The organism is Vibrio amylolyticus (assembly GCF_023145695.1).
Classification (GTDB): Bacteria; Pseudomonadota; Gammaproteobacteria; order Enterobacterales; family Vibrionaceae; genus Vibrio; species Vibrio amylolyticus.
This window is the reverse complement of sequence record NZ_JAJHVV010000009.1, coordinates 67,454-93,605: the sequence shown is the minus strand read 5'-3', so window position 1 is coordinate 93,605 and position 26,152 is coordinate 67,454. Positions and strand designations below refer to the sequence as shown.

The following is a 26,152-nucleotide window of genomic DNA, read 5'->3' as shown; positions in this document are numbered from 1 at the left end:
ATCCATTTAGTAAAGTACGGCTTGTGCCTTGTCACTATCGATATTGTCTTGTGTTACGTACACAACACCCGTATCAATAAACGACTCTGGCTTTTTACCATTTAGAAGTTCAGCAACGGTAACTACACCCATAAAGCCCATGCCATAAGAGGACTGAACGATTGCACCATCAAGTACACCATCACGAATGAATTTTTGAATGTCGGCATTGCCATCAAACGCTACCGCAACGATTTTTCCTGCGTAACCACGCTGTTCAATTGCACGAGCCATACCTACCGCTGTTGGTTCATTAGAGCCAAAGATACCGACAAGGTCTTCATTGGACGCCAATACATCAACCGTTTGGTTTAGCGCTGTCACCATATCTGCATTTGAATAGAACGGGCCAACAACCTCATAGCCTGCGGCTTCAATTGTCTCTTGGAAGCCACCGTCACGGTCAATGGCAGAGCCTGAACCTGCGGTATAGCTCATCATCGCCACTTTACCTTTCTTCCCATCAAGCGCTTTAATCATCTTCAAAGCCGCCAGTTTTCCGGCCGCGCGATTATCGGTAGATAGAAAAGCTTGGTGGTATTTGTCATCATCGTTTAGGCCTGAATCAATCAAAGCAACAGGTACACCACGTTCCCAAGCCGCTTTTAGAGCAGGTACTAACGCATTTGGATCCGTCGGTGCGATAACCATACCCGCTACACCACGGTTTAGTGCGTTTTGAATCATATTCACTTGTTCATCAACCGCGGTCTCCGCTGCTGGCCCTTGGAATGTGATGTTATAGCCATCCAGTCCATTGGCAGCATCTACCGAACCGCCCTTCACGTTTTGCCAGAAGTTTGAGTTTTCTGTTTTAACAACAACTGCAATTTCCTTTTGAGCGGCCGTCGCATCGGCAGACACACCAGCAAAAGTGAATGCAAGTCCCATAGCAGCAAGCGTAGCTAATTTGTTAACTTTCATATTATCTCCATCCTTTTTGGATTTTTTTGTAGTATTTTTTGTAGAGTGTTTAACAGTCGTTGTTCGGTGCATACGATATTGATCATATGCAACAGTAGCGATAATCACGCCCCCAATGACTATTTGTTGAACGAAGAAACTCACTCCGTTCATGTTCAGACCGTTGCGTAATACGCCAATAATGAAAGAGCCGATAACAGCACCAGTTACGGTTCCAACGCCTCCCATTAATGATGTACCCCCCACAACAGCTGATGCGATTGCGTCTAACTCCGCCATAACAGAACCATTCGGTTGTGCTGTGACAAGTCGACTAGCAATAATGACGCCTGCAACTCCGGCAAGCATGCCTGATGCCATATAAGCAGCAGTTTTAACTTTTTGAGTATCAATACCCGATAAGCGAGCAGCTTCTTCATTCGAACCTATTGCATACAGGTAGCGACCTAGACGCATTTTGGTTAGCAAGAATGAAAACGCAGCAACAACTAACAGCATGACGATAACTGGGTATGGAATGCCCGCAAACTTCACAATAGGAAAGCCCGTTGGTCCAATTTCAGCGACTCTAAAGAGTGCACCATTGCCTAAGTAAGAAAATGATTCAGGCATTCCAGAAACTGGCGCTGCATTGGTGATGTACAGTGCGACACCACGAGCAATCATCATCATCCCTAGAGTGGCAATAAAAGGAGGAAGGCGAAGCTTTGAGACACATAGCCCGTTCAGTAGGCCACAAAATGCCCCTGTTGCCACACCCACAGCCATACCAAGTGGCACAGGTAGCCCTGCATTAACCGCTATACCCGCGGTCACGCCAGAAAGCGCCATCACAGAACCAATCGATAAATCTATACCGCCGGTTAAAATCGTTAACATGACACCAATACCAATGATGGTGATGGTCGAGGTTTGTAGGCCAACTGTCATGATGTTATTCATCGTTAGAAAGTGTGGGCTTGAAAAAGAGAAGGCGATGATCAGTGCGAGCAATCCCCCCACCGAAGCCAGTTTCTGTAGCAAAGCTTTATGTTGTTCGCTCATTAGATAGCCTCCTCAAGTAAAGGGAACATATTTTTCACTCCTGTTGCGTACTGCATAATTTCCTCCTGAGACGTATCAGCGGTATTTAGCATCGCTGTCATCTCTCCTTCCTTCATTACAATGACTCTATCGGACATGCCCAATACTTCTGGTAGCTCCGACGAAATCATAATGACGCCGACTCCTTGGCAAGCTAGTTCATCCAACAGTTCATAAATTGCGTACTTCGCACCAACATCAATCCCGCGTGTGGGTTCATCAAAAATCATCACTTTGGCGTCTCTAAACAACCACTTTCCGATCACCACCTTTTGCTGGTTACCACCCGAAAGATTGCCAACAATCTGTTCAACCGTTGGGGTTTTTATCGCCATCTTATCGATATATTGCTTTGCGGCTTCCGTTTCAGATTTCGTTGAAATAATGCCTAAACGACTGCTCACTTTATCCATTGACGCCATGGTCGTATTTTCACGAATCGACATTTTTACTGCGACGCCATTGAGCTTTCTATCTTCAGAGAGATAAGCCACCCCCGCTTTTATTGCATCCGATGGGGTCTTAATTGTCTTTTTCTCACCGTGAACAAAAAGCTCACCATCCGACAGGCGGTCAGCTCCAAACAGTGCTCTTGCAAGCTCTGTTCTTTTCGCTCCGACAAGCCCTGTTATTGCGAGGATTTCACCTTTACGTAAATCGAAATTAAGTGGCTTAAATACCCCAAAGCGAGTGACATTCATTGCCGATAGAATCATCTCATCGGTCACAGCAGCTTTCTTTTCTGGAAAATGATTATCAAGGGTTCGACCCACCATTTTGGCAATGATGTCGTCCATAGAGATCTCATTAAACCTGTGATTAGAGACATATTGACCATCACGAAAGATAGTGATGTGATCACAGATACGCTTAAGTTCATCCATTCGGTGAGAGATATAAACGATCGCCACACCGCGAGATTTTAGCTTCTCAACCAACACAAATAGCGCGTCTATCTCTTTATCCGTTAACGCTGACGTTGGCTCATCCATAATGAGGATCTCGACATCAAAACTGAGTGACTTTGCAATTTCGACCATTTGCTGCTTCGCCACAGATAACGTGTTTACGATGTCCGTAGGTTTGACATCAATATCAAACATATCAAGCAATTTACTCGCCTCATGACGCATGGTTTTATAGTCTACTAATCCATGCTTAAGAGGCTCTCGTGCAAAAAAGATATTTTCAGCCACCGACAAGTGAGGTATTAAATTAAGCTCTTGAAATATCATTGATATTCCTGCTTTTTGTGCGTCTAACACTGAGCTATATTCAATACTATTTCCTTGATAAGTGATATGCCCTTCATCGGCTTTATGTACACCAATCAGTACTTTCATCAGAGTAGATTTACCCGCTCCGTTCTCACCCATTAAGGCATGAACTTCTCCAGCACGAAGCTGAAAATTGACATCTTTTAGAGCTTGCACGCCCGTAAATGCCTTAGAGATTCCACTCATTGTTAATATTGGACTACACATAACTATTCCTTAGTTTGTCGGAGTCACACCTTTCTTGAGAATAAGGTTCCCGTACTTTCTGGTCGTACCCGTTACTACCACACAACTTGCATTTTTTGCTCGCTCATAAAACGCAAATCGCTCAATAAATGAAATCTCAGTACCAGTAGGCAGGCTTTGGGTATATTCATCTATAAGACCTTCCGGATGAACATCATCACCAACGGTTTGCATCATTACCGCTTTATCAACCACATACTGATCCAGTTCGATAAGATCTGTGATTGCGTCAGCTAATGCTGATACTTCGCAGCCTCTGGCTTGCAGAACATTGTTATTAAATGAATGTGCAGGAAAATGAATATCCGACAAGATAACTTCATCTCCGTGGCCCATTTTGGCCAGTATGTATAAGAGCTCAGGCTCTATAATTGGATTAACTGTTTTAAGCATCCTAATTGCTCCTTATAGACGTCCCGCACTGCCACAAATATCAATTTTTTGTCTAATCACTTGTGCCATCGATTTTTTAGCTTCGATGTTATAAACCCTTGGGTCATTTACATTGGGGTCGTTTTCAAACACCGCTTTAAGGGTATTGGCGTAGGCTATTTTCAATTCCGTCGCGACATTGACTTTGGTAATCCCCATCGACACGCAACGAGAAACATCATCGGCCGACACGCCTGACGCACCATGAAGTACCAATGGAATTGACACGACTTTTGCGATTGCAGCTAACCGTTCGAAATCCAATTTTGGTTCACTTTTATAAAGCCCATGAGCAGTACCAATTGCGACAGCCAATGAATCGATACCCGTCTTGCTAGCAAATTCCATCGCTTGCATTGGATCGGTATAAGGCTCATCTACCGATTCAATAATGAGGTCATCTTCCTGACCAACTAATTGCCCTAGCTCCGCCTCAACGCTACAGCCGTAACGATGGCATAACTCAACAACTCGCTTAGTGATAGAAATATTATTAACGAAAGATTCATGTGATCCATCAATCATTACTGAACGAATTCCAGCGCGAATCTTTGTGTCTATGTCATCTATGCTAGTGTGGTGATCAAGATGCAATGCGACCTGCATATCCCTATCCCTTGCAGCTGCACTGACCAAAGCAACTAACTCCGCTGTCCCTGCGTATTGATAAGTGGAGGGGGTACCCGCTAAGATGACAGGAGAGCTCATCTCTTTGGCTGTATCCAAAACGCAATGAACCGATTCAAGGTTATGAATATTGAAAGCAGGGACCGCATAAGCATGTTTTTGAGCATGTTCTAATAAGAACTTTGTGTGTGTAAGGCTCATTATTGTTGGCTCCAATCTAGTAAGATTTTTCCTGATGGGCTTTGACCCTGAAGTTCACTCACTCTTTCCACAAAATTGTTTGGACTGTATAAGCCATCTATTAAAGCGTCAGTTTTAATTAAACCACATGAGAAAAGACTTTCAGCCAGCTCCCACTCTTTACCCGGATAAGGCGCTGAATAGTTCATCCAACTGCCGAATAGCTTCAGTTCTTTACGAAGTATTTGACCAAACTCTTGATGAGACATTGTAAGGTCAGCATGTAACGTACCTATAAGAGCAATAGTCGCTTTTGGTTTGGCTATGCTTATGCACAGTTTTACCGTTTGTGGATTACCGGCCGTCTCTAATAACAGCTGAGGTCCATGGGGCGTATCTATATTATTGGCTAATGCCATTCCCTCTTCTGTACTCGAGTTAATAACAAAGTCAGCCCCCATCGACATCGCTTTTTCTAACTTAGATTGATCAATGTCGATAGCAGTAACACTAACTGCACCCAGTGCTTTTGCTGCTTGTACTGCTAGTAGACCAATCGTACCAACGCCAACGATAACTACGTTTTTCCCTTCACATCCATCAGCCATCAAAATTGGATGAAGGCTAACGGTTAACGGCTCAAAAAATGCGGCATCTTTAGATGTCACTTCATCTACCAGCTTAAAGCAGCACTTGCTTGGAACCTTTACATACTGAGCGTTTCCGCCTTGAATACGCGAACCAATAAAGCTGTAATTTGGACATAAACTGTAGTTGCCTTCATTACACTGTTCACATTCACCACAAGGAATAAGCGGGGCACACGCTATGCGATCTCCAACTTTTAGATCAGCGACTCCTTTTCCTATTTCTATAATCTCCCCCGAGAATTCATGCCCTAGAACGATGGGATAAAAATGAGCCCCATCATAAAAAATACGTGGAAGATCTGATCCACATAATCCAGAGAAGTGCACCTTCACAATTACCGAATTGTCTTCAACTTCCGGCTGTGCGATGTGGGCGACCTCAAGTTTTTTGTTTGATTTAACCGCGATACTTAGCATTCAAACGACCCTTACCCTTAACTTAGTTTCACAAATTTATTTTATCTTTCGATTTCTTACTACTTTATGTACAATACCTTTCGAAAGCCAACGTAATATTACGAAATTTAATGTTGGATCACAAAAACAATCAAATTAGTAACAAATGGATGGAATCAAAGAATGTACATTGGAATAGATTGCGGCACGCAAGGGACCAAGGCAGTCCTGTGGGATGAAGGGCACGTTTTAAATACTGCTTATACACCACATAAACTTGCACAAGACTCGACAGGAAAGAGAGAGCAAGCCCCGCAGGACTGGCTTGATGCGATGTATAACTCAATAAAGCTTGCATTTAAAGGGTTTGAAAATGGCAAGAGATCGGTAAAAGGTATCGGTATTTCTGGGCAACAACATGGATTAGTGCTACTCGATAAAAATGACCAAATCATCTGTGATGCACTGCTTTGGTGTGACACTAGGCCTGAAAATGAACTGAAAGAATTTGAAAGATTTCATAATACTGAAATAAATGAAAGACTCGGAATTCAAGTCCCCGTTGCTTTCACCATCGCAAAATTACTCTGGGTAAAGCGAATTAACCCATCCGCCTTCTCACGCATACACAAAATTATGCTGCCTCATGACTACCTTAATTACTGTTTAACAGGCCGTTATGCTATAGAGTCTGGCGATGCATCAGGAACAGGTTGGTTTAATACCCATACTAAATCAATCGATCATGAGCTACTTTCATATCTCGATTTACCAACAAGTTATCAAACACCTGAAGTGGTTTCATCAGAAGCGGTGTTCGGAACGTTAATGCCTAATATTTGTGCCCGTCTAGGATTAAGCCCAAGCGTTATTGTATCAAGTGGTGGTGGCGATAATATGATGGCAGCCATTGGTACCGGAAATGTAGACCAAGGTATGTTAACGGTTAGCTTAGGTACATCTGGAACCGCCTTCGCTCACACTCATAATCAGGTTGATAGTAGAAGATTTCCGGATCTTAATGCGTTCTGCTCCTCGACTAATGGCTATTTACCACTAGTGAGTACCATGAATGTCACTACTGCGAATAATCAAATTCTTAATTTAATGGGCAAAGGCATTTCAGATTTTGACACATTATTAGACAGCGCTCCTATTGGTTCGCAAGATCTACTCTCGCTCCCTTTTTACAATGGAGCGAGACTTCCCAATGTACCCAGTGCAAAAGGTGCATTGCTGAATATATCCGCATCAAACCTGACACAACAAAACCTAGTTAGGTCAACTGTTGAAGGGGTAACTTATAATCTTGCTCGAGGCATAGATGTGCTAAAACAGTCTGGGGTCGAATTTAACCGTGCTTGCGTTATAGGTGGTGGAGCGAACAGTAGAGTATGGCGCCAAATGATTTCTGATGTAACAAACCTTGAGCTTATTACTCCTCTATCAACAGAAGCAGCAGCTATTGGTGGTGCATTACAAGCCTATTGGGCAAAAGAGAATGATGGGTCCAATAAAATCGACATATCGACAGTCTGTGAAAAATTTGTCGAGTTTGATGAATCCAAAACAATTAGACCGAATCAAAACAATCACATTCAATACAAAGCACTTTCAACTCAATACAACCGTCTTGTCGATAACTACATAGACACTAATTTCCCGAGTTAAGTGAATCCCTTCGTTGGCGAATAGACTAGTCAATAGCGAGACAAATATTAAATAAAAACACCCAATGAATTCGCATTGGGTGTTTTTTAGGTTTTTAATTAGAATGCAGTGACTCGTTAAACAGTGTCGGCATAATTATTTATATTCTAAGCGCACTCACGAGGAACGCAGGCGAAACTATACTGTTCTAACACCTCTTGGATTTTAGAGTAAATGACTTCCATCGGCGTTGCTTTCATCTCTCCTGAGAGTACTTTTCCACACTGTACTGGTAGGTATTGGCTTAATAGGCCCAGCGGAATCTCAACATCGTCAAGGTTACTGATCATTGTATCCAATGCTTTCATAATGCGTTCATCTGCCCAGTAATAACGGATTCTATCCGACAGACTGAAACTCAGTTGAACGCGAGCATCTGAAAAAGTAGTACTGTAGTACTGCTCCCAGTAACGCTTATCATCCATCAATATTTGGCTGATAACATCTTTCGCATGGCTCTGCTTTGCAGCATCAACGAGTTCTTTCTCTATTTCAGCCAGCGCGTAAATGGCCTCTCTCATGGCAAACGTCAGCCAAGGACCCACTTTCAAAATTGCGTAGTGATCGCGTACCAACTGCTGTAGGTTTTCTTTGGTTTGATAGTCTGTTGAATGAGCTTCGTAAATGTACGGCGTTGATTCGATGAACTTTGAAAGTTCTTGAGCTTGCTCTGACTTATAGTGAATGACATTTGAGTGGTCAAATTCAACCGCGGGTTGTACAACTACACCAACAACACGGTCAAGGGCATGGTAAATACCGATCTCTTCAAAAGCTTGTTTATGCGTTTCAATGGTCATGCGCGCCGAGTCTACTTCAGTGACATGAACAGCCTTAATGGCCTCTTTTTCACCACCCGGTACAGGTACTTCCGTACCAATAACATAAGTTAGGGTCTCTTTTAACTCAGGCGATGCAGAAGCCTCTGCTACTTTGGCCAATCTTGCCGCTCTTCGAGCAACTTCCATTGGGTCAAGAGGCTCCGGATCACCAGCACATGACATCGATGTATCAAGGTGAATTTTGCTATAACCTGCTGATACATATGCATCAATCAATGCTTCAGATTTCAGCATTGCCGATTCCGCCGACTCTGATTGCCAGCAATTTGGCCCTAAGTGGTCACCGCCAAGAATAATTCGCTGTTTTGGAAAGCCAATCTTATTAGCCAACTCAAATACAAAGTCTCTGAACTGCGACGGAACCATTCCCGTATAGCCACCGAATTGATTGACCTGGTTTGACGTTGACTCAATAAGAACCTTATTGGTCGATGCCAGCTCAAATCTGAGCGCTGCTTCAATCACCCAAGGATGAGCAGAGCACACTGAACAGATTCCTACATTCCCTTTGCTACCATGAGCCTTAACGATATTTTTCATTCCACCACCTATTCCTTCAATTGATTTCGTTTATTATTGATCGAAGTGAAATGAAATGTAAATACAAACGACAAATAAAAGAAAGAAAACACAATCAAACGAAAGACCAAGAGGGGGGGTAGGAAAAAATAGAAGGAGACAACACTAGGTATGAATGCTCAATTACAGCAGGTAATAGATTAGAAAGCCTGACCAATCATAGACATGCACTGCGACAAAAAATATCACTATGAATGCAAAAAAGAGCCTTATAAATGGCTCTTTTTTTTTAATAGTTTACAATGTAAACCCTATATATATAGCAGGCCGTAGCGCATTAAGGCGCAGTATCAATCTCTACAGGTAAATAATGTATCGGTTGTAGCTTTAACCACTCTGGTAATACTGTACCAATCGAAATCGAAGACCACGTGCCAGATAGAATTCCGATAAACATTGCCGTAGCAAAACCTTCCAAAGCATTGCCCCCCATGAACCAAAGCGCAGAAACAGTAATTAACGTCGTCCCTGAAGTTACCATTGTTCTTGAAAACGTTGCGATGACGGCACTATCAGTCACCTCTGCAGTTGGTTTGTCTTGTTTCGCTACCAGTAGCTCACGAATACGATCTGCAATGATGATTGAGTCATTTAATGAATAACCCAATATTGCCAATACTGCCGCAAAGACCGTAAGGTTAAATTCCATCTGGGTTGCAGCAAAGAATCCAAGCACCAATACCACATCATGCAGCAGTGCAAGCAACGAGCCACTGGCTAATCGCCATTCAAAACGAAAGCATAAGTAAGCCAATATGGTCAACATTGAGATCATTAATGCAAGTCCGCCTTGATTCACTAGATCATCCCCTACTTGGGATCCCACCATGCTGTTACTCATGACTTCGACATTGTTTGAAACTCCACTCAGCAGTTGTTCTATATTCGGTAGTTCAACGCCTGATTGTTCAATGGAAGAATCAGGAATAGGGTAACGAATAACCCAACGTCCCTCTTCACCTGAATGCGTTACTGTCGTTAATTCGCCTAATTCCGGAGCTAATGTATCGACTAACTCTCCGTTAGTCAGACCAAGGTCAACCCTAACTTCAGTCACCATTCCTCCGGTAAAGTCGAGGCCCATATTAAGCCCTTTCATTCCAAGGGCAGCAACGGAGATCACCATTAAGAAAAGAGAAACATAACTGGTGAAGTATCGTATTTTTCGAATGTTCTTTTTAAATGGATTCACTTTCATTGTTTTCCCATTTGTCTCGATATTACTGGTTAAGTCGATATTGCTGTCTGTCTTTATGCTGCGATTAGTCATGTTTAAACCTTTACTTCACGACGAGAATCGCGACCCCAAATTAGATTGATGATAGAGCGTGAAACAAAGACACCTGTAAACATACTGGTCAATAGACCTAGACCGAGAGTTAATGCAAAACCCTGAATAGGGCCGTTACCGATAGAGTAAAGAATCACAGCAGTGATCATGGTGGTAATATTGGCGTCTAATATGGTGCTAAGCGCGCTGCTAAAACCAAGGTCGATGGATTGCGCGAATGTTCTACCTTCTGCGAGCTTATCTCGTATTCTTTCAAATATAAGCACGTTTGTGTCCACCGCCATACCTACGGTTAATACCAGTCCAGCGATTCCGGGCAGAGTAAGGACTGCACCGGGCAATAAGGCGATTAAGCCAAGTAGACAGCCGATGTTGGTGATCAGAGCCGTATTGGCAACCCAGCCCAAGCGTCGATACCACAACGCCATAAAGGTTAAGGTTAACCCCATGCCTAACGCTAACGCAGCAAATCCATTTTTGATATTTTCAGCGCCTAAAGATGCGCCGATGGTACGCTCTTCGACAATCGTCACCGGAGCGGTGAGTGAACCGGCTCTCAGCAACAAAGCCAGCTCTTGTGCTTCAGCCATCGAGCCTGCTCCTGTAATACGGAACTGACTTCCTAGCTGAGACTGAATAGTTGCGACTGAAATGACTTTTTCGCTGCGCTGAGACTCTCCTTTAGCGTTAGTGGTGTACTCGCGATACACCGTTGCCATTGGCTTGCCAATATTGGTGCGAGAGAAATCACTCATGATCTTGCCACCAGCGTGGTCAAGAGAGATGTTTACTTCTGACATCCCCATTTCGTCGATCCCTGCACGGGCATTAACGATGTGCTCACCAGTTAATACAGGGCGTTTCGCTAGCATCACAGGTTGACCGCTTTCATCTTTTAAGATCATCTCAGAACGAGTCATACCATCAGTGGTCGATTTCGCCTGATGGAAAGATAAACTCGCAGTCGCACCGATAACGTTTTTCGCTTGGGTTGGATCTTGTACACCCGGTAGCTCAATACGTATTCCGTGCTCACCCTGACGCTGTACTAATGCTTCAGTAATACCAAGCTCTTCAATACGGTCACGCATTATTTTTAAGTTTTGCTGAATCGTAATGGTTTGAAATTCAGTTCGGTTTTGCGCAGATGGAGAAACCGTTAGGTAGTCTGAGTGGTTCTTTATATCCCAACCGGAGTAATTGGTTTTAATAAATGCACTGGCACTGTTCAATGCCTGTGAAGACGACGTCGATACCTCAAAACCATCGACACCTAGCTTGGTTAGTTTTACACCCCGTAAGCGCTCTAGGCGTAATGAGTCTCTAACTTCTTCCACCATCGTATCGCGTTGCTCTTCAAACGCTTTATCAACATCAACGTTAAGCAGAAACTGGACGCCACCACGTAAATCCAAACCTAACTTAATAGGGTTAAATCCGAATTGTGTAAACCATTTTGGTGCCACTGAAAGGTAAGAGAAGCTAATGCTGTCTTGCTCACTAATCAGGTCGTCTAAAATAATGCGAGCGTTACTTTGATCGGTTTCTGAATCAAACAGCAGAGTGAAGTGATTACCCACTTGCTCTATTTGATTCACGGCAATCCCCTCTCCTTCCAAAAGATGGGTAAATTCAATGACGGAATTAGGTTGATACTCGGATGTTGAGTTCAGTGTTTCTTGTGAAAGAGACAGCTGAATAGAGGGCTGTTCACCATACCAAGTTGGAATAGCACTCAAAGCCAAAATGATGATCGTCGTGATCAATACAAGGTACTTCCACACCGGGTAATGATTGATAAGGCGAGCCGATTTCGCCTTTGGTTTGTTTCTATTTTGGGCGTTGTTTTTCATAAATAAACCGTTCCTTGACCATGAGATCAAGTTATAAAAATAGCGTCGTTAAACATCACCATCGTTAATTGATAACGGGCGAGTTCATCGAAAGAAAATTATTTATTTCTTTTTTGTAAAGAGGGGAAAACGGTTTATGAAAACTGGCTATTTAGAGCGACATAGAGGGCATTAGAATCTTTCCACCCTGAAATGCGATGTTCAGATGCGTGAGCGTCACCGACCCAAGAATCCACATTATAAAGGTTACATAGTAGACGTTTAAAATGAGGAATATGAGCAAGGTTATCAAAGAATTCACTACTCGGTTCATTCACCTCTTCAATAGAGGTCGATGATGGAGACCAGCGGTTGGAATTGATGATAGCGACAACTCTGCCACTGACATCACTCTTTGATAGAGGCTTAGGTGCTGTTGAATTAAAGTCTAGCGATAACGGTTGTTCACTCCACAAGTTAAGGTTGTAAATAACCTCACGATTTTCTAGCTTAGTATCACTTTGTATCAGGCTCGCGAAAGCTTGCGAAGGCAATAGCAGCGCAAGAATTGTTAAGCAAAATATCTTTAAAAAGTGTACAGGCATCAATTAAGTGGCATGAGTAATCAACAGGTGAACATAATAGTTATGAATAGGTTTAGCCACAACTAAAAACATCTAAAATCTTTCGAATATCTCCTTGTAACGTCCTCTATTGCGAAAAGACATAAAGCCTCCTACCGGTATTCCCTCGTTACTCTCATTAACCTAGATAAGATCTTGAGTTACGTACAAAGGTTCCGCAAACTGTTCTTAAGGAAAGAGCAGATCCCTGTTGTTTTGTACGCGTTAAACGTCACACCTCAACATTAAGACAATACGACTCAAGGAGTATTCAGTGTTAGAGAATTTCGAAACTCAGTTTATTGATTTCATACAATCCGAAATGCAGCAGGATTTAGCGCATGACTTAAACCACGTATTAAGAGTCGTAAAAACAGCAAAGGCACTGTGTCAGTCTGAAGCCGCTAAGTTAGAAGTTGTTGTTCCCGCCGCGTATTTACACGACTGCTTTTCCTTTCCCAAAAACCACCCAAATCGTTCTCAAAGCTCAACAATCGCCGCTGAAAAAGCGCTATTATTTTTAGAGCGCATTGAGTACCCAACGAAATATCATGAGGAAATTGAGCACGCTATTATTGCTCATAGTTTTAGCGCGAATATAAAGCCTAAAACAATCGAGGCTCAAATAGTGCAAGACTCAGACAGGCTAGATGCTTTGGGGGCCATAGGCATTGCACGGTGTATTCAAGTCAGTGCAAGTTTGGGGGTAAGCTTATATCACTCTGGAGATCCGTTTTGTCGTCACCGAGAGCCTAACGATAAGCTGAACACTATCGATCATTTTTATACTAAGTTGTTTCGGTTACCCGAGAGCATGCGAACACAGTCGGCAAAAGTTGAAGCCGATAAACGGGTAAACTTCATGAAGGATTATCTACAGCAGTTGGGGGTTGAAATTGGCAGCTAACACACGCTGTAAACATAAAGGGAATGCTATGAACCATGTCATGCTAAACATTTATGGGACGTTAATTCAATCCTATGATTTTGACGAACAATGCTTAGTTGATGCCCGTTTGAAAACACCAAGTTAGAGTACTATATAACTGGACAACGGACCCGAATACTTTGCGAAATCAGCGCACAGTTACCAACCTATATATACGTAGCAATAACAAATGGCGCAGTGACATCGGACATCCAACCTATGAAAATGGCTTTGAATATTTTACTTATTAGTTTTTTCGGTCTCGCTGCGGGGCTATTATCGCTATACTTTTTTCAAGATAAACTGATATACCCAGAACCAAAGCCACCGTTAGAGGTGTCATTACCTGAACATGCGTCACTCGTTAATTTGGGACTTAGTGATGGTTTCCTACTGATGCCTAAATTACGTGAGAGCCAACAAGTACCATTAATGATTTTTACTCATGGTAACGCTGAACTGGCTAGCCATTGGCTTAATAGCTTCAATACAATCATTGAAAATAATATTGCCGTTTTAATTGTCGAGTATCCTGGCTATGGCGGCTCTGTCGAAAAAACAAACTTCCGTACAATAAATAGAACTATGCTTAACGCGTTTGATTTAGTGAGTAACTTACCAGAAATAGATAAAAATAAGATTATTGCTTATGGTCGCTCTATTGGTGGAGGAGCCGCAGCTCTACTCGCCAAACAACGCCCATTATCAGCGTTATGCTTAGAGTCGACCTTTTCATCCCTTCCTAAATTAGTGTCAGATAAAGGGTTACCCGGCTTTCTAGTATCAGACCGTTACGACAATGAAGAGATCATAAAACAGTTAGATATTCCTATCTTTATTTATCACGGGGTTAACGATGCGATAATTCCCATTTCACACGCAGAATCATTGGTAAATTCAAGTGAGAATATTACTTTTTATACGGAAAATTGTGGTCATAATAATTGCCCACGTAAATGGGACGAATTGTTAGCTTTTCTTAAATTAAACGATTTAGACTAGGCGACATCGATTTACCATCACAAATCTCCCCATACTTAGATTTACTCCTTTCAGCGCGCTTTATCACTTATGGCACACTCATTTCACAGTTTACAACAAGCATATAAGGCACAATGCATAACATCCATATTACATAAAAAGGAATGTTGTAAATGGCTAGGCTAATTCTCGTTTGCGGTCCTACTGGCGCTGGTAAAACTACATATTCAATCTCCATTTGTCAGGAAATCGATGCGGTGAAATTCTCAATCGACCCATGGATGCAAACCCTCTTTGCTAAAGATATGACGTCGCTTGAATATTCATGGATGCTAGAACGTGTTGAACGTTGTTATCAGCAAATATGGGAAGTGAGTAAACAAATTCTCTCGTTGGATGGCAATGTAGTACTCGATTTAGGTTTTACAACAAAAGCACAGCGAGAAGTTTTTATTAACAAGGCTAAGAAATTGAATATCAATGCCGAAGTTCATTTCCTTAATGCGCAAGTAGAAATGCGTAAACAACGTGTAGAAAAACGAAATATCGAAAAAGATCCAAATGTCTATTCCTTTGAAGTAACAGACATGATGTTCGATTTTATGGAGCCTAGGTTTGAAGTGCCAGATGATAGCGAGCTAGAACATGGTCGCAAGATTGTCGTCTAGCGAGGCGCCGTTAACCAAGCACTAAGCACAAGGAGTGATCATGGTCATTACAGGTGAGTGTTTCTGTGGAGAGGTAAAGTACCGTATTGATGGAAAACTACACGATGCGGTGTCTTGCCACTGTTCTCGATGCCGTAAGGCATTTAGCTCTCAAGCATCGGCTTACGCAATCGTCGAGCCTAACGAGTTTCAATGGGTATCAGGTGAAGAACGGTTAACCTCGTACGTCGGAAAACATGGATTTGGTCTCCAGTTTTGTCGTACATGTGGTTCAACCCTTTGTGGGATATATGAAGGTACTGTGCATGGCGTGACGCTTGGTTGCGTAAATGGAGAGCCTGAAATAGAACTTGGTAAACACATTTATGTCGGCTCAAAAGCGTCTTGGGAAATCATTGCAGAAGGCGTTCCACAATATGATGAAGCACCACCTATAAAGACCCATTCCGAGAATAATTAGCTGATGCGACTAACAAGAGTGAATTTTAAGAATAAGTGCATTCTAGGACTGTTATTGACCGTTATCACCCTTGCTAGCCATGCTGAAACAATCGTGTTTAAACATGGCAATACTATCTTATCTGGCCAGTATCTTAAGCCGACAGATGATAAAGATACAAAAGGTGTCATTCTTTTCGTTCACGGTGATGGCGCAACCTCTTATGATGCTGAGGGGTACTATAAACTCATCTGGCAACCTCTTAGACAAAATGGGTACGCGATTTTTAGCTGGGACAAACCTGGTGTCGGTCAATCAACCGGAAACTGGCTTGAGCAATCCATGACTGAACGACAGGATGAAGTTCTTGCCGCCATAGAGGTAATTCAAGAGAAGTATGGCTTCAACGCAGACAACACGGGGCTGTTGGGTTTTAGCCAAGCTGGCTGGGTTGTCCCTACTCTTGCTGGATTGCACTCTAAGATTGGCTTCTTTATCGGTATTGGTTTCGCAACTAACTGGGTGGATCAAGGTCGATATTTCACTCGAGTGAAACATACTGTGGCTGGTGGGAATGCCAATCAAATTGAACAGGCAATTTTATCTTATAATCGCGAGATTGATTTTTTGTCTACCTCTCCATCCTATGCCGAATACGTTGACTTTGTTGGTTCACAAACAATGATCAAAGAGCGCTTTCATTTTGTGTTGGATAACGTTCAGTCAGACGCCACTCAAGATTACGAAAGGATAAAAACACCTGGGTTATTGTTATGGGGAGATGATGATCTAAATGTAAATGCCAAGAAAGAATTTGAGAGTTGGAAAACACGACAACATCCACAGATAACGGCCAAGTTAATACCAAACGCTACTCATTCAATGTTGGATTCAGAATTATTCAATACACAAGAGTTCGGCTACAAACAGTGGCTAATGTTGATGTGGTACGAACAACAAGCCCTAGCCGATACATTCATACCAACATTAGTATCTTGGTTAGAAGAACACCATAAATAAAGAAATATCTAGCAAAGTGACTCCAGCTAAAAAGAACACGTTCTTTGATGGCTCCAGTTAATGTTGGCAAATTAACCTCTAGTCTACGCCCTTTCCATCAGTACCGGTGTATTGATATTTCAAGCCTCTCATTAAGCTGAATGCAGTGAAGCTCACTACTGACAAAAAAGGCTCCCTAGTAGATAGGGAGCCTTTACTACTTACAATCAGCGTAACAACAATATTACGCCTTTTCGTTTTTACTGTGGATTAACACCCAGTGTTTGTAAAACAAGTTTAAAGTTATCTTGTCTCTCTTTAACCGCGTGAACCTCACCACTTACCGGACAAGTACTGTCAGGACAGCCTCGGTTAACAATGCCCGAAACCGCATCAATAAACGCTGTGCCTTGCAAGCCACCATCAACATACTTTTTCAGCTCTGTGTGATAGTTCCAGTGCGCATATGGGCCGCCTTCATCATTGTAAGTCTGTACTGATGATACCCAGTAGAATAGACCTGCAATCCATTTGATCTCTCTATTCTCTTCGGAGCTACAAATCAGCCCAGGGTTCGAACAGAAATCAAGATCGGAGTACAGCGGGTTTGTTGGCGGAGCTTCAACCACAACCCCATTGACTGTCGTACCGATAGTCGCAGGATCGACGTGTGAACGTCCCATGAAGTGGTTCAGCGTACCAAAGTTTTGACGACCTGTGGTTTGAATAACACCACGGCCCCACCAACCACAACCTTCCACTGTTCCGGTCGTATCGGTTCCATCCCAGATGAATTTGCCCGCTTTTTGGTCTTCGTAAACTTTACACTCATCACGCTCCCAAACCTGCTTAGACGTATCTACCGTAGTAGGTACCTCATTACAGTGACCATTGTTGGTCCAACGACCGACATTGCCATTCACGAGCAAACCTTTCTCTTCAAACACTGAGTCTGGTGCGGCAAAGATTGGCGCTGGAGCCCCGTACCATTTGGCACTGGTTAATGCGCTCACTTCCATTTTCGGGTTACGAGGACAAGAATATGGGTGGTCGACACCTGTGTTTGGATCCATACCGTAATCTGCGTATTTCTGACCTAACTGGCCACAACTTGCAGTCATAGGATAATCAACAGCAGCACCGTATTTCACTTCTGACCAGTTATTCTCATCACAAGCATTGTATCGAATAGTCTCTTGCATACTTTGAGATAAGAATGCAGCAATCGCGACTTTCGCATACAGCGCATTGGTTGCATCGTCAGCTGTTTCATCAAGTAGCCAGAATGTGTTGCCTGCTACCCCAACGTTATGCATTGAGTTCAAGCCAGCTAAGAAATCCGCCCATTTATACACAGTCGATGGAATCCACTGAGATTGAGGGGTTTCAAACAAGAACGCTTGGTTGTTCATTGCCGATTCTGCTGCCACCAACTCACTGTTTAATGAAGCATTAGTAGTTAACGGACCATTCGTTACACTTTCGCCTACATAATAAAGCGGTACTGTAGCACTTTGATAGCTTGCGATTTTGGCACTTAGATCCGCTGAATCTGTATCGAATGAAAGCGCAAAAATATTGCTGTGTGCCGCTTTACGAATGTTGCTTTCACCGGTGCTATTACCTAGGAAGTAACTCGCTGCTTGAGCGGTAGGAACCGACGATAACAGTGCTGGAGTTTTAAGATAATCCGTCACTTGTTTAACGTATTCCAACGCATAGTGCCATTGGTCAGCGGTTAACGCTGGCGATGTGCTCGACTTGCTGAAAGCAACGAAATCCGCTTTATTCGCCGATGTCGCGCTATATAACTCAAAGGTAGAAAGTAAATCTGAAGTTGCACCAGAGGCTGCATTCCAAACCGCTCTTCTGCCAGAGTGCGTATCGTAAGCAAAATCGCCAATAGTTAGTGCCCAACCAAACGTTGCCTGAGGTGCTAACGTTGAAATAACAAGGTTATGAGCTTGCGCCCAGCCTTGTACATCGTCCGTGAGTGCGTTGATTTCAGTGATATCAATTTGGCTTCCGGTTGCATCTACTGCAGCCAATAGTGCTTGTTTAACCGCAACAGTGCCTAGTGCTTGACCTTTATCAGCCGTGGCTGCATCTAACACATCGCTATTGATGATGACAGACGCTGTACCCGCCGTGTCCACCGCATTAATCAGTGAAACGAACCCATTGGTTAGCTTAGTCATATCTGAGAGATCTTGGCTGTTAGCAGTATTAACCGAAACCGTTGCCGGAACATCGATGGTTGCAGGGCTTGCGACCACAAAATGACTCGGCCAACCATTCACTTCTAGCCTAACTGGATCCATCGGGTTTGGTAATGAAAGGAGTGGCGCTGTTCCCGGTGGCGTACTATCACAATTTACGTGATGTGCCCAACTGCCATCGCTTCCTGGTACTGCTGTTGTCCACCAGTTCGCTTCATAGGCAATATTATCATTAACCATGATATCGCCATTCGTAGCGTGATCACCACGTGTCCAATTTGGGTAAACATTAAAGTCTGCACATACGCCAACACCCGGAGTCGGGTTTGGATCTGGAGTTGGGTCTGGGTCCGGTGTTGGGTCTGGGTCCGGTGTTGGATCTGGATCCGGTGTTGGGTCTGGATCCGGTGTCGGGTCTGGGTCCGGTGTTGGATCTGGATCCGGTGTTGGGTCTGGATCCGGTGTCGGGTCTGGGGCTGTGCCACTAACCAGTTTCCATGGTGAGTCCCATTCATTAGCGTAGTCGTCTGTTGGGCTTTGTCCTGCGTTAACCCACCACTTGGCTTCATAAGTTGCCCCACCTACGGTCACTTGTGTACCGCCAGAATAAGTTTGGGTAGCATCATAAGGCTCAGCAGCAAACAAATGTCCGCTTAAAACGACGCACGCCAATGTGGCGGCTATCTTGTTCATCCTAAACATAATTTCACCTTTCAGTTGATTGTTATTTTGTTCTATTCCACGTTCAAATAAGAGCGAACTACTCATTAGATTAATATTAATTAATTGTTAAAATTAAGTTAGCAGGTATGTGTGTTATTATCAGGTGAAACATCAATAATCATATGTTTATGCGGCAAACTTCACGGCAAAACAGCCTTGTTCTCACAAGTTCGTTACAGTTACAAATTAACAAGTAGTCAATGGACTCATTGTAATCTTCACTATGTGACATTGAGCGTAAACGTTAATGTTTTTTGGAAGTGGCTGTTATTCGAAAGAAGGGTTGATCGTATTTTAATGCTCACCAGATCAACATTAAACCGCGATAAGTAAGCAATATCATTACGAGGGAAAGTGGTCGCTAATGGGAGGGTCGATTAGTTAATTTGTGCTTAATTTGTGCTTAATTTGTGCCATTTATCTCTTAACAAGACAAATGGCATCAGCTCTCCGTAATCATCACTTAGCACGAGTAGGCATCAGTTTTAGATAGGAATGGATCTCGTCGTTCTTGTACTCAACCGCTGAGTAAATGCTGTTTAAACTGCTACCAACAACCAAAAACTGATATCGATTGTCACCCTTGTTGATAGACACGCTGAGCATGCCATCAAGGAGCTCCCACTGCCCTGTAGTATGTAATCGATCAAACAGCTTAAACTCATTCAAAGTGCCATCTTGTGCAAAAAGAACTTCGGTAATGTACCCCTCAGTGCAGGTTTTTATCCATGCAGACTCAATCACTTCTTCATGTGAAATATCAGCCTTACTTTCTTTCCACTTCAGGTACTCATCACGTTGTGCCCATTCAGCTTGCACATCAGCACGCTCAATCGACGGAGACGCAATGCATTCACGATGAAACAACTGTAAGTAGACTTGTTCCTTATTAATATTTTTCATGAGTTATTGCTCTCTTACTATGTATATATTGGCTAACTAGGCGCGAAGTCCCCACGCGGCATCGATAAGCTTGATCATCAACTCTTTCGATACACCGTCTTTATCCAAACTTGGTAAGTACTCAACAAAGTCGGCACCAACAAACTTAGCGCTACGTGAAAGAGTATGCACCAAGGTAATCGCCTCTCGGGCTGTTAGGCCACCAACATTTGGCGTGCCGCAAGCGCGAAAAGTAGCACCATCAAGCGCATCATAATCAAACGATAAATATATTCGGTCATAGTCTCGTTCTAGCTTCGTCATCAGATCATTAAGAACGGTAGAAAAACCGCGCTCGTCGATCTCTTGCATGCTGTGATTGGTTATCCCTAGAGATGAGATCAGTTGGTGCTCGTTAAGCATGAGATCTCTCACAGCCACATAATAGATATCATCAGCAGATAAGGTGATTTCAGTCTCGACGCTCCAATCATGATGAGGATAACGATCCATTAATAATGCGAGTGGTTTCCCGTGTAGATTACTCGCTAAACTATCATTGCAGTCAGCATGAGCGTCAACCCAAACTATCGCGACTTTCTCGTTACGATTTTTTTGATAATGCGTCAGTATGGCTTGAACGGTTCCTAACCCAATTGAATGATCACCACCAATGGTAATAGGCACTCGTCCACTCTCTAAAGTCTGCTCGATACGCGCTTGCAGCTTCTCACAATATAGAGCCAATGCTTGCTCTTTTTTGTCTTGCTCTATTAGGTTGATCACTTCAGGAGAAGCGTCAATATCACCGACGTCTTGTATATCGCGGTTCCACCTAGTATTTCGAACGTGAATCCAATCGGTCAGTCCAATCCAGCTCTGTTCATTCAGCTTTCTTAAACCGTCCACAGTATTCTCTGTTGAAGGGTGACAACCTAATAGGTTAAATGGGGCACCAATAATATCAAATTTCTTTTTCATAACATTGCCTTACCAACTCTTAGGCATTTCAATGTATGGTTTAGCTCACGCTAAGTAAACCCCTAGTTTAAGTGGTGAGAACCTTGCTATAATTCTTACCGAAATTTATATTTTTATTTGCATCGACAGGCGTCTAATGATCCCCACTTCCGCTAAATCTATTATTATTCTCGATTTCGAAACCACAGGCCTATCACCCAATATGGGGGACAGAGCCATAGAGATTGGGGCAGTAAAACTACAAGATGGTCAAGTCGTCGATAGCTTTCAACAGCTGATGAACCCAGGTTTTCGTGTCAGTAGCTTTATTGAGAACTACACTAGCATTACCAACAACATGCTGGCTCAAGCACCCAACAATGCTCAGGTGATGAATGAGTTCTGTGACTTTATTCAAGGCAGTCATTTAGTGGCACACAATGCTTCGTTTGATAAACGTTTCTTGGATGCGGAACTTGAGTTAATTGATCGCACTTACAAAGGTGAATTCGTCTGCTCTTTATTGGTAGCAAGGCGACTCATTCAGGATGCGCCTAGTCATAAATTAGGTGAGTTAGTGAAACATCGCCAGATCGAACATGATGGTGTCTTTCACCGAGCATTAGCCGACTCTGAGATGACCGCAAAGCTTTGGCTTTCAATGATAAACGATGTTGAAGCCGCTACGGGGAGTGAAGCCAGCTTCTCGCTGATGAAAACGATAAGCAAAACGAAAAAAACGGCCGTTGACGCTCTGCTACAAAAAGCCAAACGATAACCAATATTGAAACCGAGCCTAGAATCCTAAATCACGAACCTCGCACGATGAACAATAGACAATAGGCTCATTTCACTGAAAGCACTTGGAATGCCATACCTGCGTGTTACACTGCGCCCCTTAGCGGTTGAGCTATTCTATTACTGAGCGATGATTCGACTTAGTCAGCTCAATTACCTAACCTCATTTACTTATACCGAGACAGTCAATGCCATTTTCTAAATTAGGATTAAGCGATCCACTTCTACAAGCCATCAATGAACTGGGTTATGACAAACCAACCGAGATTCAACAAAAGGCAATTCCGCTTGTTCTGTCGGGCCAAAACCTGATTGCGGCAGCGCAGACCGGTACAGGTAAAACAGCAAGTTTCGTATTACCTATTTTAGAAATGCTCAGCAAAGGTGAAACGCAGCGTAAGAAACGCATTCGTGCATTGATCCTAACGCCAACTCGCGAGCTGGCTATTCAAGTGAATAAGAGCATTACCGAATATGGTAAGCACCTTAACCTTACATCAACCGCTATTTACGGTGGTGTCAGTGAAAAACCTCAAAAGCAGCTGCTTATCGATGGTATCGATGTGCTGGTTGCAACACCCGGTCGTCTTCTGGATCTTTACGGCCAACATGCGGTTCACTTTGAAGAAGTAGAAACGTTTGTTCTTGATGAAGCAGATAGAATGCTCGACATGGGTTTTATTGAAGACATCAATAAAATCATCGCTCGTCTACCTCAAAACATTCAAAATTTATTGTTTTCAGCAACGCTTTCTAATCCTGTTCGCGAACTTGCTAGAACAGCCATTGATCAGCCTGCTGAAATTTCGATTGCGAAACACAGCGCATCGAAAGACAGCATTGAACAGTGGCTAATCACTGTCGATAAAGATAAAAAGTCCGCGCTACTTAGCCACTTGATTCAAGAAAACGATTGGGATCAAGCACTGATCTTTATTGAAACGAAGAAAGGCGCAGCAAAACTTGTTTCTCAACTTGAAAAACGCGGTATTCCAGCGGAATCATTCCACAGTGGTCGTAGCCAAGAAGTACGCTCTCAACTGCTTGCGGACTTCAAAGGTGGCAACATTAAATTCCTAGTTGCAACGGGCGTGGCTGCTCGCGGTATCGATATCGAGAATCTAACCCGCGTGTTGAACTACGATATTCCATTTCCTGCTGATGAATACGTTCACCGTATCGGTCGTACCGGTCGTGCAGGCGCTAAAGGTGAGGCTATCTCGTTTGTATCTAAAGACAACTTCAAGAACCTTTGTATGATTGAGAGCCGTTTGGGTCACTTAATTGAGCGCAGAGAGATTGAAGGGTTTAAACCAAACAAAGAAGTGCCGATTTCTATTTTGAATTATGTTCCTAAGCATAAGCGTGAGCAGAGAGATTAAGCTCAGCTTATAGTCTCGGAATATAAAGAAGCAGAATCAAAAAGAGAGCGACTATTCGCTCTCTTTTACTTCCTACTGGAAAAAACATTAACTCGCCTGAGTCACACAAACTGGTGTTGTTACTGTTAATTTATGGCCACTAAATTTCAGCTTACCTGTTTCTATATCGCGTTTATAACTGACCAATGAATCAGAGTTTTGGTTTGCAGCCACACACCAACGACCATCGTCACTAATCAAAAAGTCTCTAGGGAACTCACCTTCTGTTGAGACTGAATCTAGCCATTTTGGTAGCGCCCCCTCAACTGAGAAAATTGAGATCTGATTTTGATGACGGCACGACACATATAGAAATTGACCATCTGGTGATAGTTTTATCGCTGAAGCCGCCTCACCTTTCTCTTGATCCGGTAGAAGATCAGTTTCATCAACAACAACCCATTCATCATCAATATCTTTAAGCGTTATCAGAGTCTCAGATAACTCACACACGACATACGCTGTTTGCTCAAGTGAATCGAATACCATATGCCTAGGCCCATTACCAGCGGGTATTGAAACACTTTGGACTGGCATTTTATCAAACTCTAATGTCGAGCGATCGTATTGGTAAAAGTGAATCACGTCTGAACCTAAATCAACAACCGCTAATTGATCGCGTGTAGAAAGAAACGTTACCTGATGAGCATGTGGTGATGTCTGCCTGTCAAGGTTAACACTGCTGCCTTCAACGAATAAGTCCGCCACTAACTCCTGCGGCTGACCTGTTGCATCAAGTGTTAGAACATTCACGTTTCCAGAACCATAATGTGCAACCGCAATAAATTGTTGAAGTTTATCTACCGCTAAATGGCATGGTGAATCACCTTTAAGAGCTAGACTATGAACAGAATCGTCCGTTAATGCATGAAGTTGTGGAGGTTTAGATTCACTCACTTCATTCGCTGTATACGTAGTTTGAGGAGTAGCAATAACATAGGATGGATTTTCAGTTTGAAGCGAGACTTGCTTATGCGCCAATTTACCCGTGTGCTGGTTTAACTCAACGCAAAGCATTCCTTCACTCACCTTTAAACCATCGCAATAACAACCGACATTTAAATCCATTTATTCCCTTATTTTTTATTTAGTTAGAAAATAGCTATAGCCTCAGTCTACTATAAACGCTGCCACCTGAAGGGTGAGCTAGCTTCAATAGTTAATGAAATAAAAAGGTTTTGCGATGAAATATTGAGAGTTTATGACAAATTATCTTGTCAGGGTGTCTTATGAAACTGAACGGCAGAATAGAAAAAACCCACTAAGCTTTCGCCTAGTGGGTTTTCTGTTCTTACTTGCAGCAATCCCGCTACTAATGATGCTCCATGCATCTAATCCTTGATAGTACGCTGATTCCTTCAGCACTTTCCTTATCATCGCCTTCCTAGCGGTGTCCTTGGCAATCCAGCCCGTTAGCTATCCTCGCTAACTCTCATTACTCAATCCTGAGTAGTGTCCTTCTCTATCCTTGCTGATTACTCATCCTGAATAACCATATCTTCGTCCTGAAGATGACCAATCCGTGGGTCTTTCCTGTTCCGTGTCTGCTTCCTGCTGACAACATGGTTAGAATACGCTGATGAGATAATGGGAGCAATTGACGTAGTACAAAAATCATCACGCAACAATCAATTAACATATAAAAATACACATAAAAACAATTACTTAAGAAGTATCGCTGTTATTACTGCTCATTTAAAACCCTTAACTCTTACAGCTTTGTAAGAGATCTCTCACACGAGCTACCGCAAATTAAGAAGTTTTCTACTAGAAGTTTAGAATGACCTGATGAAATAAGCACCGATTTGTCATCTATTGAAACGAAAGTCAGCAAATAACAGGGTGATAAGCCGCTGTAAGTCGATATAATGAACTTAGAATATCAAAACAATCTATTTCAATAAGGAACTCCAATGGTCTCAAAATGGTCACAACGCTTTTTTCAGATGGCTGAACTCGTCGGCTCTTGGAGTAAAGATCCCTCAACGCAAGTGGGTGCGGTCATTACCAAGAACAATAGAATTGTTTCTGTCGGGTTTAATGGCTATCCACACGGGATTTCAGACAGCGCCGATACCGACGACCGAGATATGAAGTATTTGAAAACACTGCACGCAGAAGAGAATGCGATTTTATTCGCTAAGCGGGATCTTGATGGTTGTGAAGTATGGGTAACGCACTTCCCTTGTCCTAACTGCGCAGCAAAGATCATTCAAACGGGTATCTCGGCCGTTCATTGCCCAGAGCAAACAGAAGATTTTCTCTCTCGTTGGGGAGACAAGATTAAGATAAGCCAAGATATGTTCTTACAAGCTGGCGTTAAGGTGAATTGGCTTCCGTTAGATTCGCTAAAATAGCGAAACTAAATACACTATTTATCACTCCAAACAATAAAGTCTCGTT

At 42.8% G+C, this 26,152-nt stretch carries 22 protein-coding genes; 9 read left to right on the top strand and 13 right to left on the bottom strand.

Annotated features, from left to right (window positions below):
* Window positions 1-6 precede the first annotated feature (6 nt).
* The 5 genes from KP803_RS15050 to KP803_RS15030 are packed head-to-tail and all read right to left on the bottom strand — an operon-like array spanning window position 7 to window position 5,875.
* Window positions 7-2,007, bottom strand: a complete 2,001-nt coding sequence (locus KP803_RS15050; protein WP_248009674.1) for a substrate-binding domain-containing protein — start codon at window positions 2,005-2,007, stop codon at window positions 7-9.
* Window positions 2,007-3,530, bottom strand: a complete 1,524-nt coding sequence (locus KP803_RS15045; protein WP_248009673.1) for a sugar ABC transporter ATP-binding protein — start codon at window positions 3,528-3,530, stop codon at window positions 2,007-2,009. The genes KP803_RS15050 and KP803_RS15045 overlap by 1 nt, the downstream gene beginning before the upstream one ends.
* Before the next feature lie 9 nt (window positions 3,531-3,539).
* A complete protein-coding gene (gene fucU, locus KP803_RS15040; protein ID WP_248009672.1) occupies window positions 3,540-3,962 on the bottom strand; it encodes an L-fucose mutarotase in 423 nt (140 codons plus the stop codon).
* Window positions 3,963-3,974: 12 nt separating this feature from the next.
* On the bottom strand, window positions 3,975-4,829 hold the full coding sequence (gene gatY, locus KP803_RS15035) for a tagatose-bisphosphate aldolase subunit GatY (RefSeq protein ID WP_248009671.1): 855 nt from the start codon (window positions 4,827-4,829) through the stop codon (window positions 3,975-3,977).
* Complete coding sequence (locus KP803_RS15030; protein WP_248009670.1) at window positions 4,829-5,875, bottom strand: alcohol dehydrogenase catalytic domain-containing protein; 1,047 nt, start codon at window positions 5,873-5,875, stop codon at window positions 4,829-4,831. The genes gatY and KP803_RS15030 overlap by 1 nt, the downstream gene beginning before the upstream one ends.
* A 162-nt stretch (window positions 5,876-6,037) precedes the next feature.
* Between KP803_RS15030 and xylB the strand changes: the two genes are divergently transcribed.
* Window positions 6,038-7,525 (top strand): xylulokinase, encoded by a 1,488-nt coding sequence (gene xylB, locus KP803_RS15025; protein ID WP_248009669.1) that lies wholly within the window; start codon window positions 6,038-6,040, stop codon window positions 7,523-7,525.
* A gap of 146 nt (window positions 7,526-7,671) precedes the next feature.
* On the opposite strand, the gene gatZ is transcribed toward xylB, so the two are convergent.
* The 4 genes from gatZ to KP803_RS15005 form a co-directional block, all read right to left on the bottom strand.
* Window positions 7,672-8,946, bottom strand: a complete 1,275-nt coding sequence (gene gatZ, locus KP803_RS15020; RefSeq protein WP_248009668.1) for a tagatose-bisphosphate aldolase subunit GatZ — start codon at window positions 8,944-8,946, stop codon at window positions 7,672-7,674.
* A 316-nt stretch (window positions 8,947-9,262) separates the two neighbouring features.
* Complete coding sequence (secF, locus tag KP803_RS15015) at window positions 9,263-10,183, bottom strand: protein translocase subunit SecF (protein WP_248009802.1); 921 nt, start codon at window positions 10,181-10,183, stop codon at window positions 9,263-9,265.
* Window positions 10,184-10,257: 74 nt separating this feature from the next.
* Window positions 10,258-12,129, bottom strand: a complete 1,872-nt coding sequence (gene secD, locus KP803_RS15010; protein WP_248009667.1) for a protein translocase subunit SecD — start codon at window positions 12,127-12,129, stop codon at window positions 10,258-10,260.
* Window positions 12,130-12,263: 134 nt separating this feature from the next.
* Window positions 12,264-12,662, bottom strand: a complete 399-nt coding sequence (locus KP803_RS15005; RefSeq protein ID WP_248009666.1) for a hypothetical protein — start codon at window positions 12,660-12,662, stop codon at window positions 12,264-12,266.
* Window positions 12,663-13,005: 343 nt separating this feature from the next.
* Between KP803_RS15005 and KP803_RS15000 the strand changes: the two genes are divergently transcribed.
* The 5 genes from KP803_RS15000 (at window position 13,006) to KP803_RS14980 (ending at window position 16,767) form a co-directional block, all read left to right on the top strand.
* Window positions 13,006-13,638 carry an HD domain-containing protein gene (locus KP803_RS15000; RefSeq protein WP_248009665.1) on the top strand — a complete coding sequence of 211 codons (633 nt, stop codon included), beginning with the start codon at window positions 13,006-13,008 and terminating at the stop codon, window positions 13,636-13,638.
* Window positions 13,639-13,878: 240 nt separating this feature from the next.
* The gene (locus KP803_RS14995; protein ID WP_248009664.1) at window positions 13,879-14,661 is read left to right on the top strand and encodes an alpha/beta hydrolase; all 783 of its coding nucleotides are present in this window, start codon (window positions 13,879-13,881) and stop codon (window positions 14,659-14,661) included.
* Between the two features lie 152 nt (window positions 14,662-14,813).
* Window positions 14,814-15,308 carry a P-loop nucleotide/nucleoside kinase family protein gene (locus KP803_RS14990; protein ID WP_248009663.1) on the top strand — a complete coding sequence of 165 codons (495 nt, stop codon included), beginning with the start codon at window positions 14,814-14,816 and terminating at the stop codon, window positions 15,306-15,308.
* A 40-nt stretch (window positions 15,309-15,348) separates the two neighbouring features.
* Complete coding sequence (locus KP803_RS14985; RefSeq protein ID WP_248009662.1) at window positions 15,349-15,768, top strand: GFA family protein; 420 nt, start codon at window positions 15,349-15,351, stop codon at window positions 15,766-15,768.
* A gap of 54 nt (window positions 15,769-15,822) precedes the next feature.
* Complete coding sequence (locus KP803_RS14980) at window positions 15,823-16,767, top strand: alpha/beta hydrolase family protein (protein ID WP_248009661.1); 945 nt, start codon at window positions 15,823-15,825, stop codon at window positions 16,765-16,767.
* A 239-nt stretch (window positions 16,768-17,006) separates the two neighbouring features.
* Here KP803_RS14980 and KP803_RS14975 read toward each other — a convergent pair whose 3' ends face one another.
* The 3 genes from KP803_RS14975 to KP803_RS14965 form a co-directional block, all read right to left on the bottom strand.
* The gene (locus tag KP803_RS14975) at window positions 17,007-19,667 is read right to left on the bottom strand and encodes a cellulose-binding domain-containing protein (RefSeq protein ID WP_248009660.1); all 2,661 of its coding nucleotides are present in this window, start codon (window positions 19,665-19,667) and stop codon (window positions 17,007-17,009) included.
* Window positions 19,668-20,147: 480 nt separating this feature from the next.
* A complete protein-coding gene (locus KP803_RS14970; protein ID WP_282437300.1) occupies window positions 20,148-20,591 on the bottom strand; it encodes a hypothetical protein in 444 nt (147 codons plus the stop codon).
* A 36-nt stretch (window positions 20,592-20,627) separates the two neighbouring features.
* Complete coding sequence (locus KP803_RS14965; protein WP_248009659.1) at window positions 20,628-21,551, bottom strand: arginase family protein; 924 nt, start codon at window positions 21,549-21,551, stop codon at window positions 20,628-20,630.
* Window positions 21,552-21,687: 136 nt separating this feature from the next.
* Here KP803_RS14965 and KP803_RS14960 point away from each other — a divergent pair, with 136 nt between their 5' ends.
* Entirely contained in the window at window positions 21,688-22,308 is a 621-nt protein-coding gene (locus KP803_RS14960) for a 3'-5' exonuclease (protein ID WP_248009658.1), read from the top strand.
* 208 nt (window positions 22,309-22,516) lie between these two features.
* Window positions 22,517-23,710, top strand: coding sequence for a DEAD/DEAH box helicase (locus KP803_RS14955; RefSeq protein WP_248009657.1), 1,194 nt, complete (start codon window positions 22,517-22,519; stop codon window positions 23,708-23,710).
* 87 nt (window positions 23,711-23,797) lie between these two features.
* Here KP803_RS14955 and KP803_RS14950 read toward each other — a convergent pair whose 3' ends face one another.
* Window positions 23,798-24,817, bottom strand: coding sequence for a lactonase family protein (locus tag KP803_RS14950; protein ID WP_248009656.1), 1,020 nt, complete (start codon window positions 24,815-24,817; stop codon window positions 23,798-23,800).
* A gap of 845 nt (window positions 24,818-25,662) precedes the next feature.
* On the opposite strand from KP803_RS14950, the gene KP803_RS14945 reads away from it, so the two are divergent.
* Window positions 25,663-26,106, top strand: a complete 444-nt coding sequence (locus KP803_RS14945) for a dCMP deaminase family protein (RefSeq protein WP_248009655.1) — start codon at window positions 25,663-25,665, stop codon at window positions 26,104-26,106.
* The last annotated feature ends 46 nt before the right edge of the window (window positions 26,107-26,152 follow it).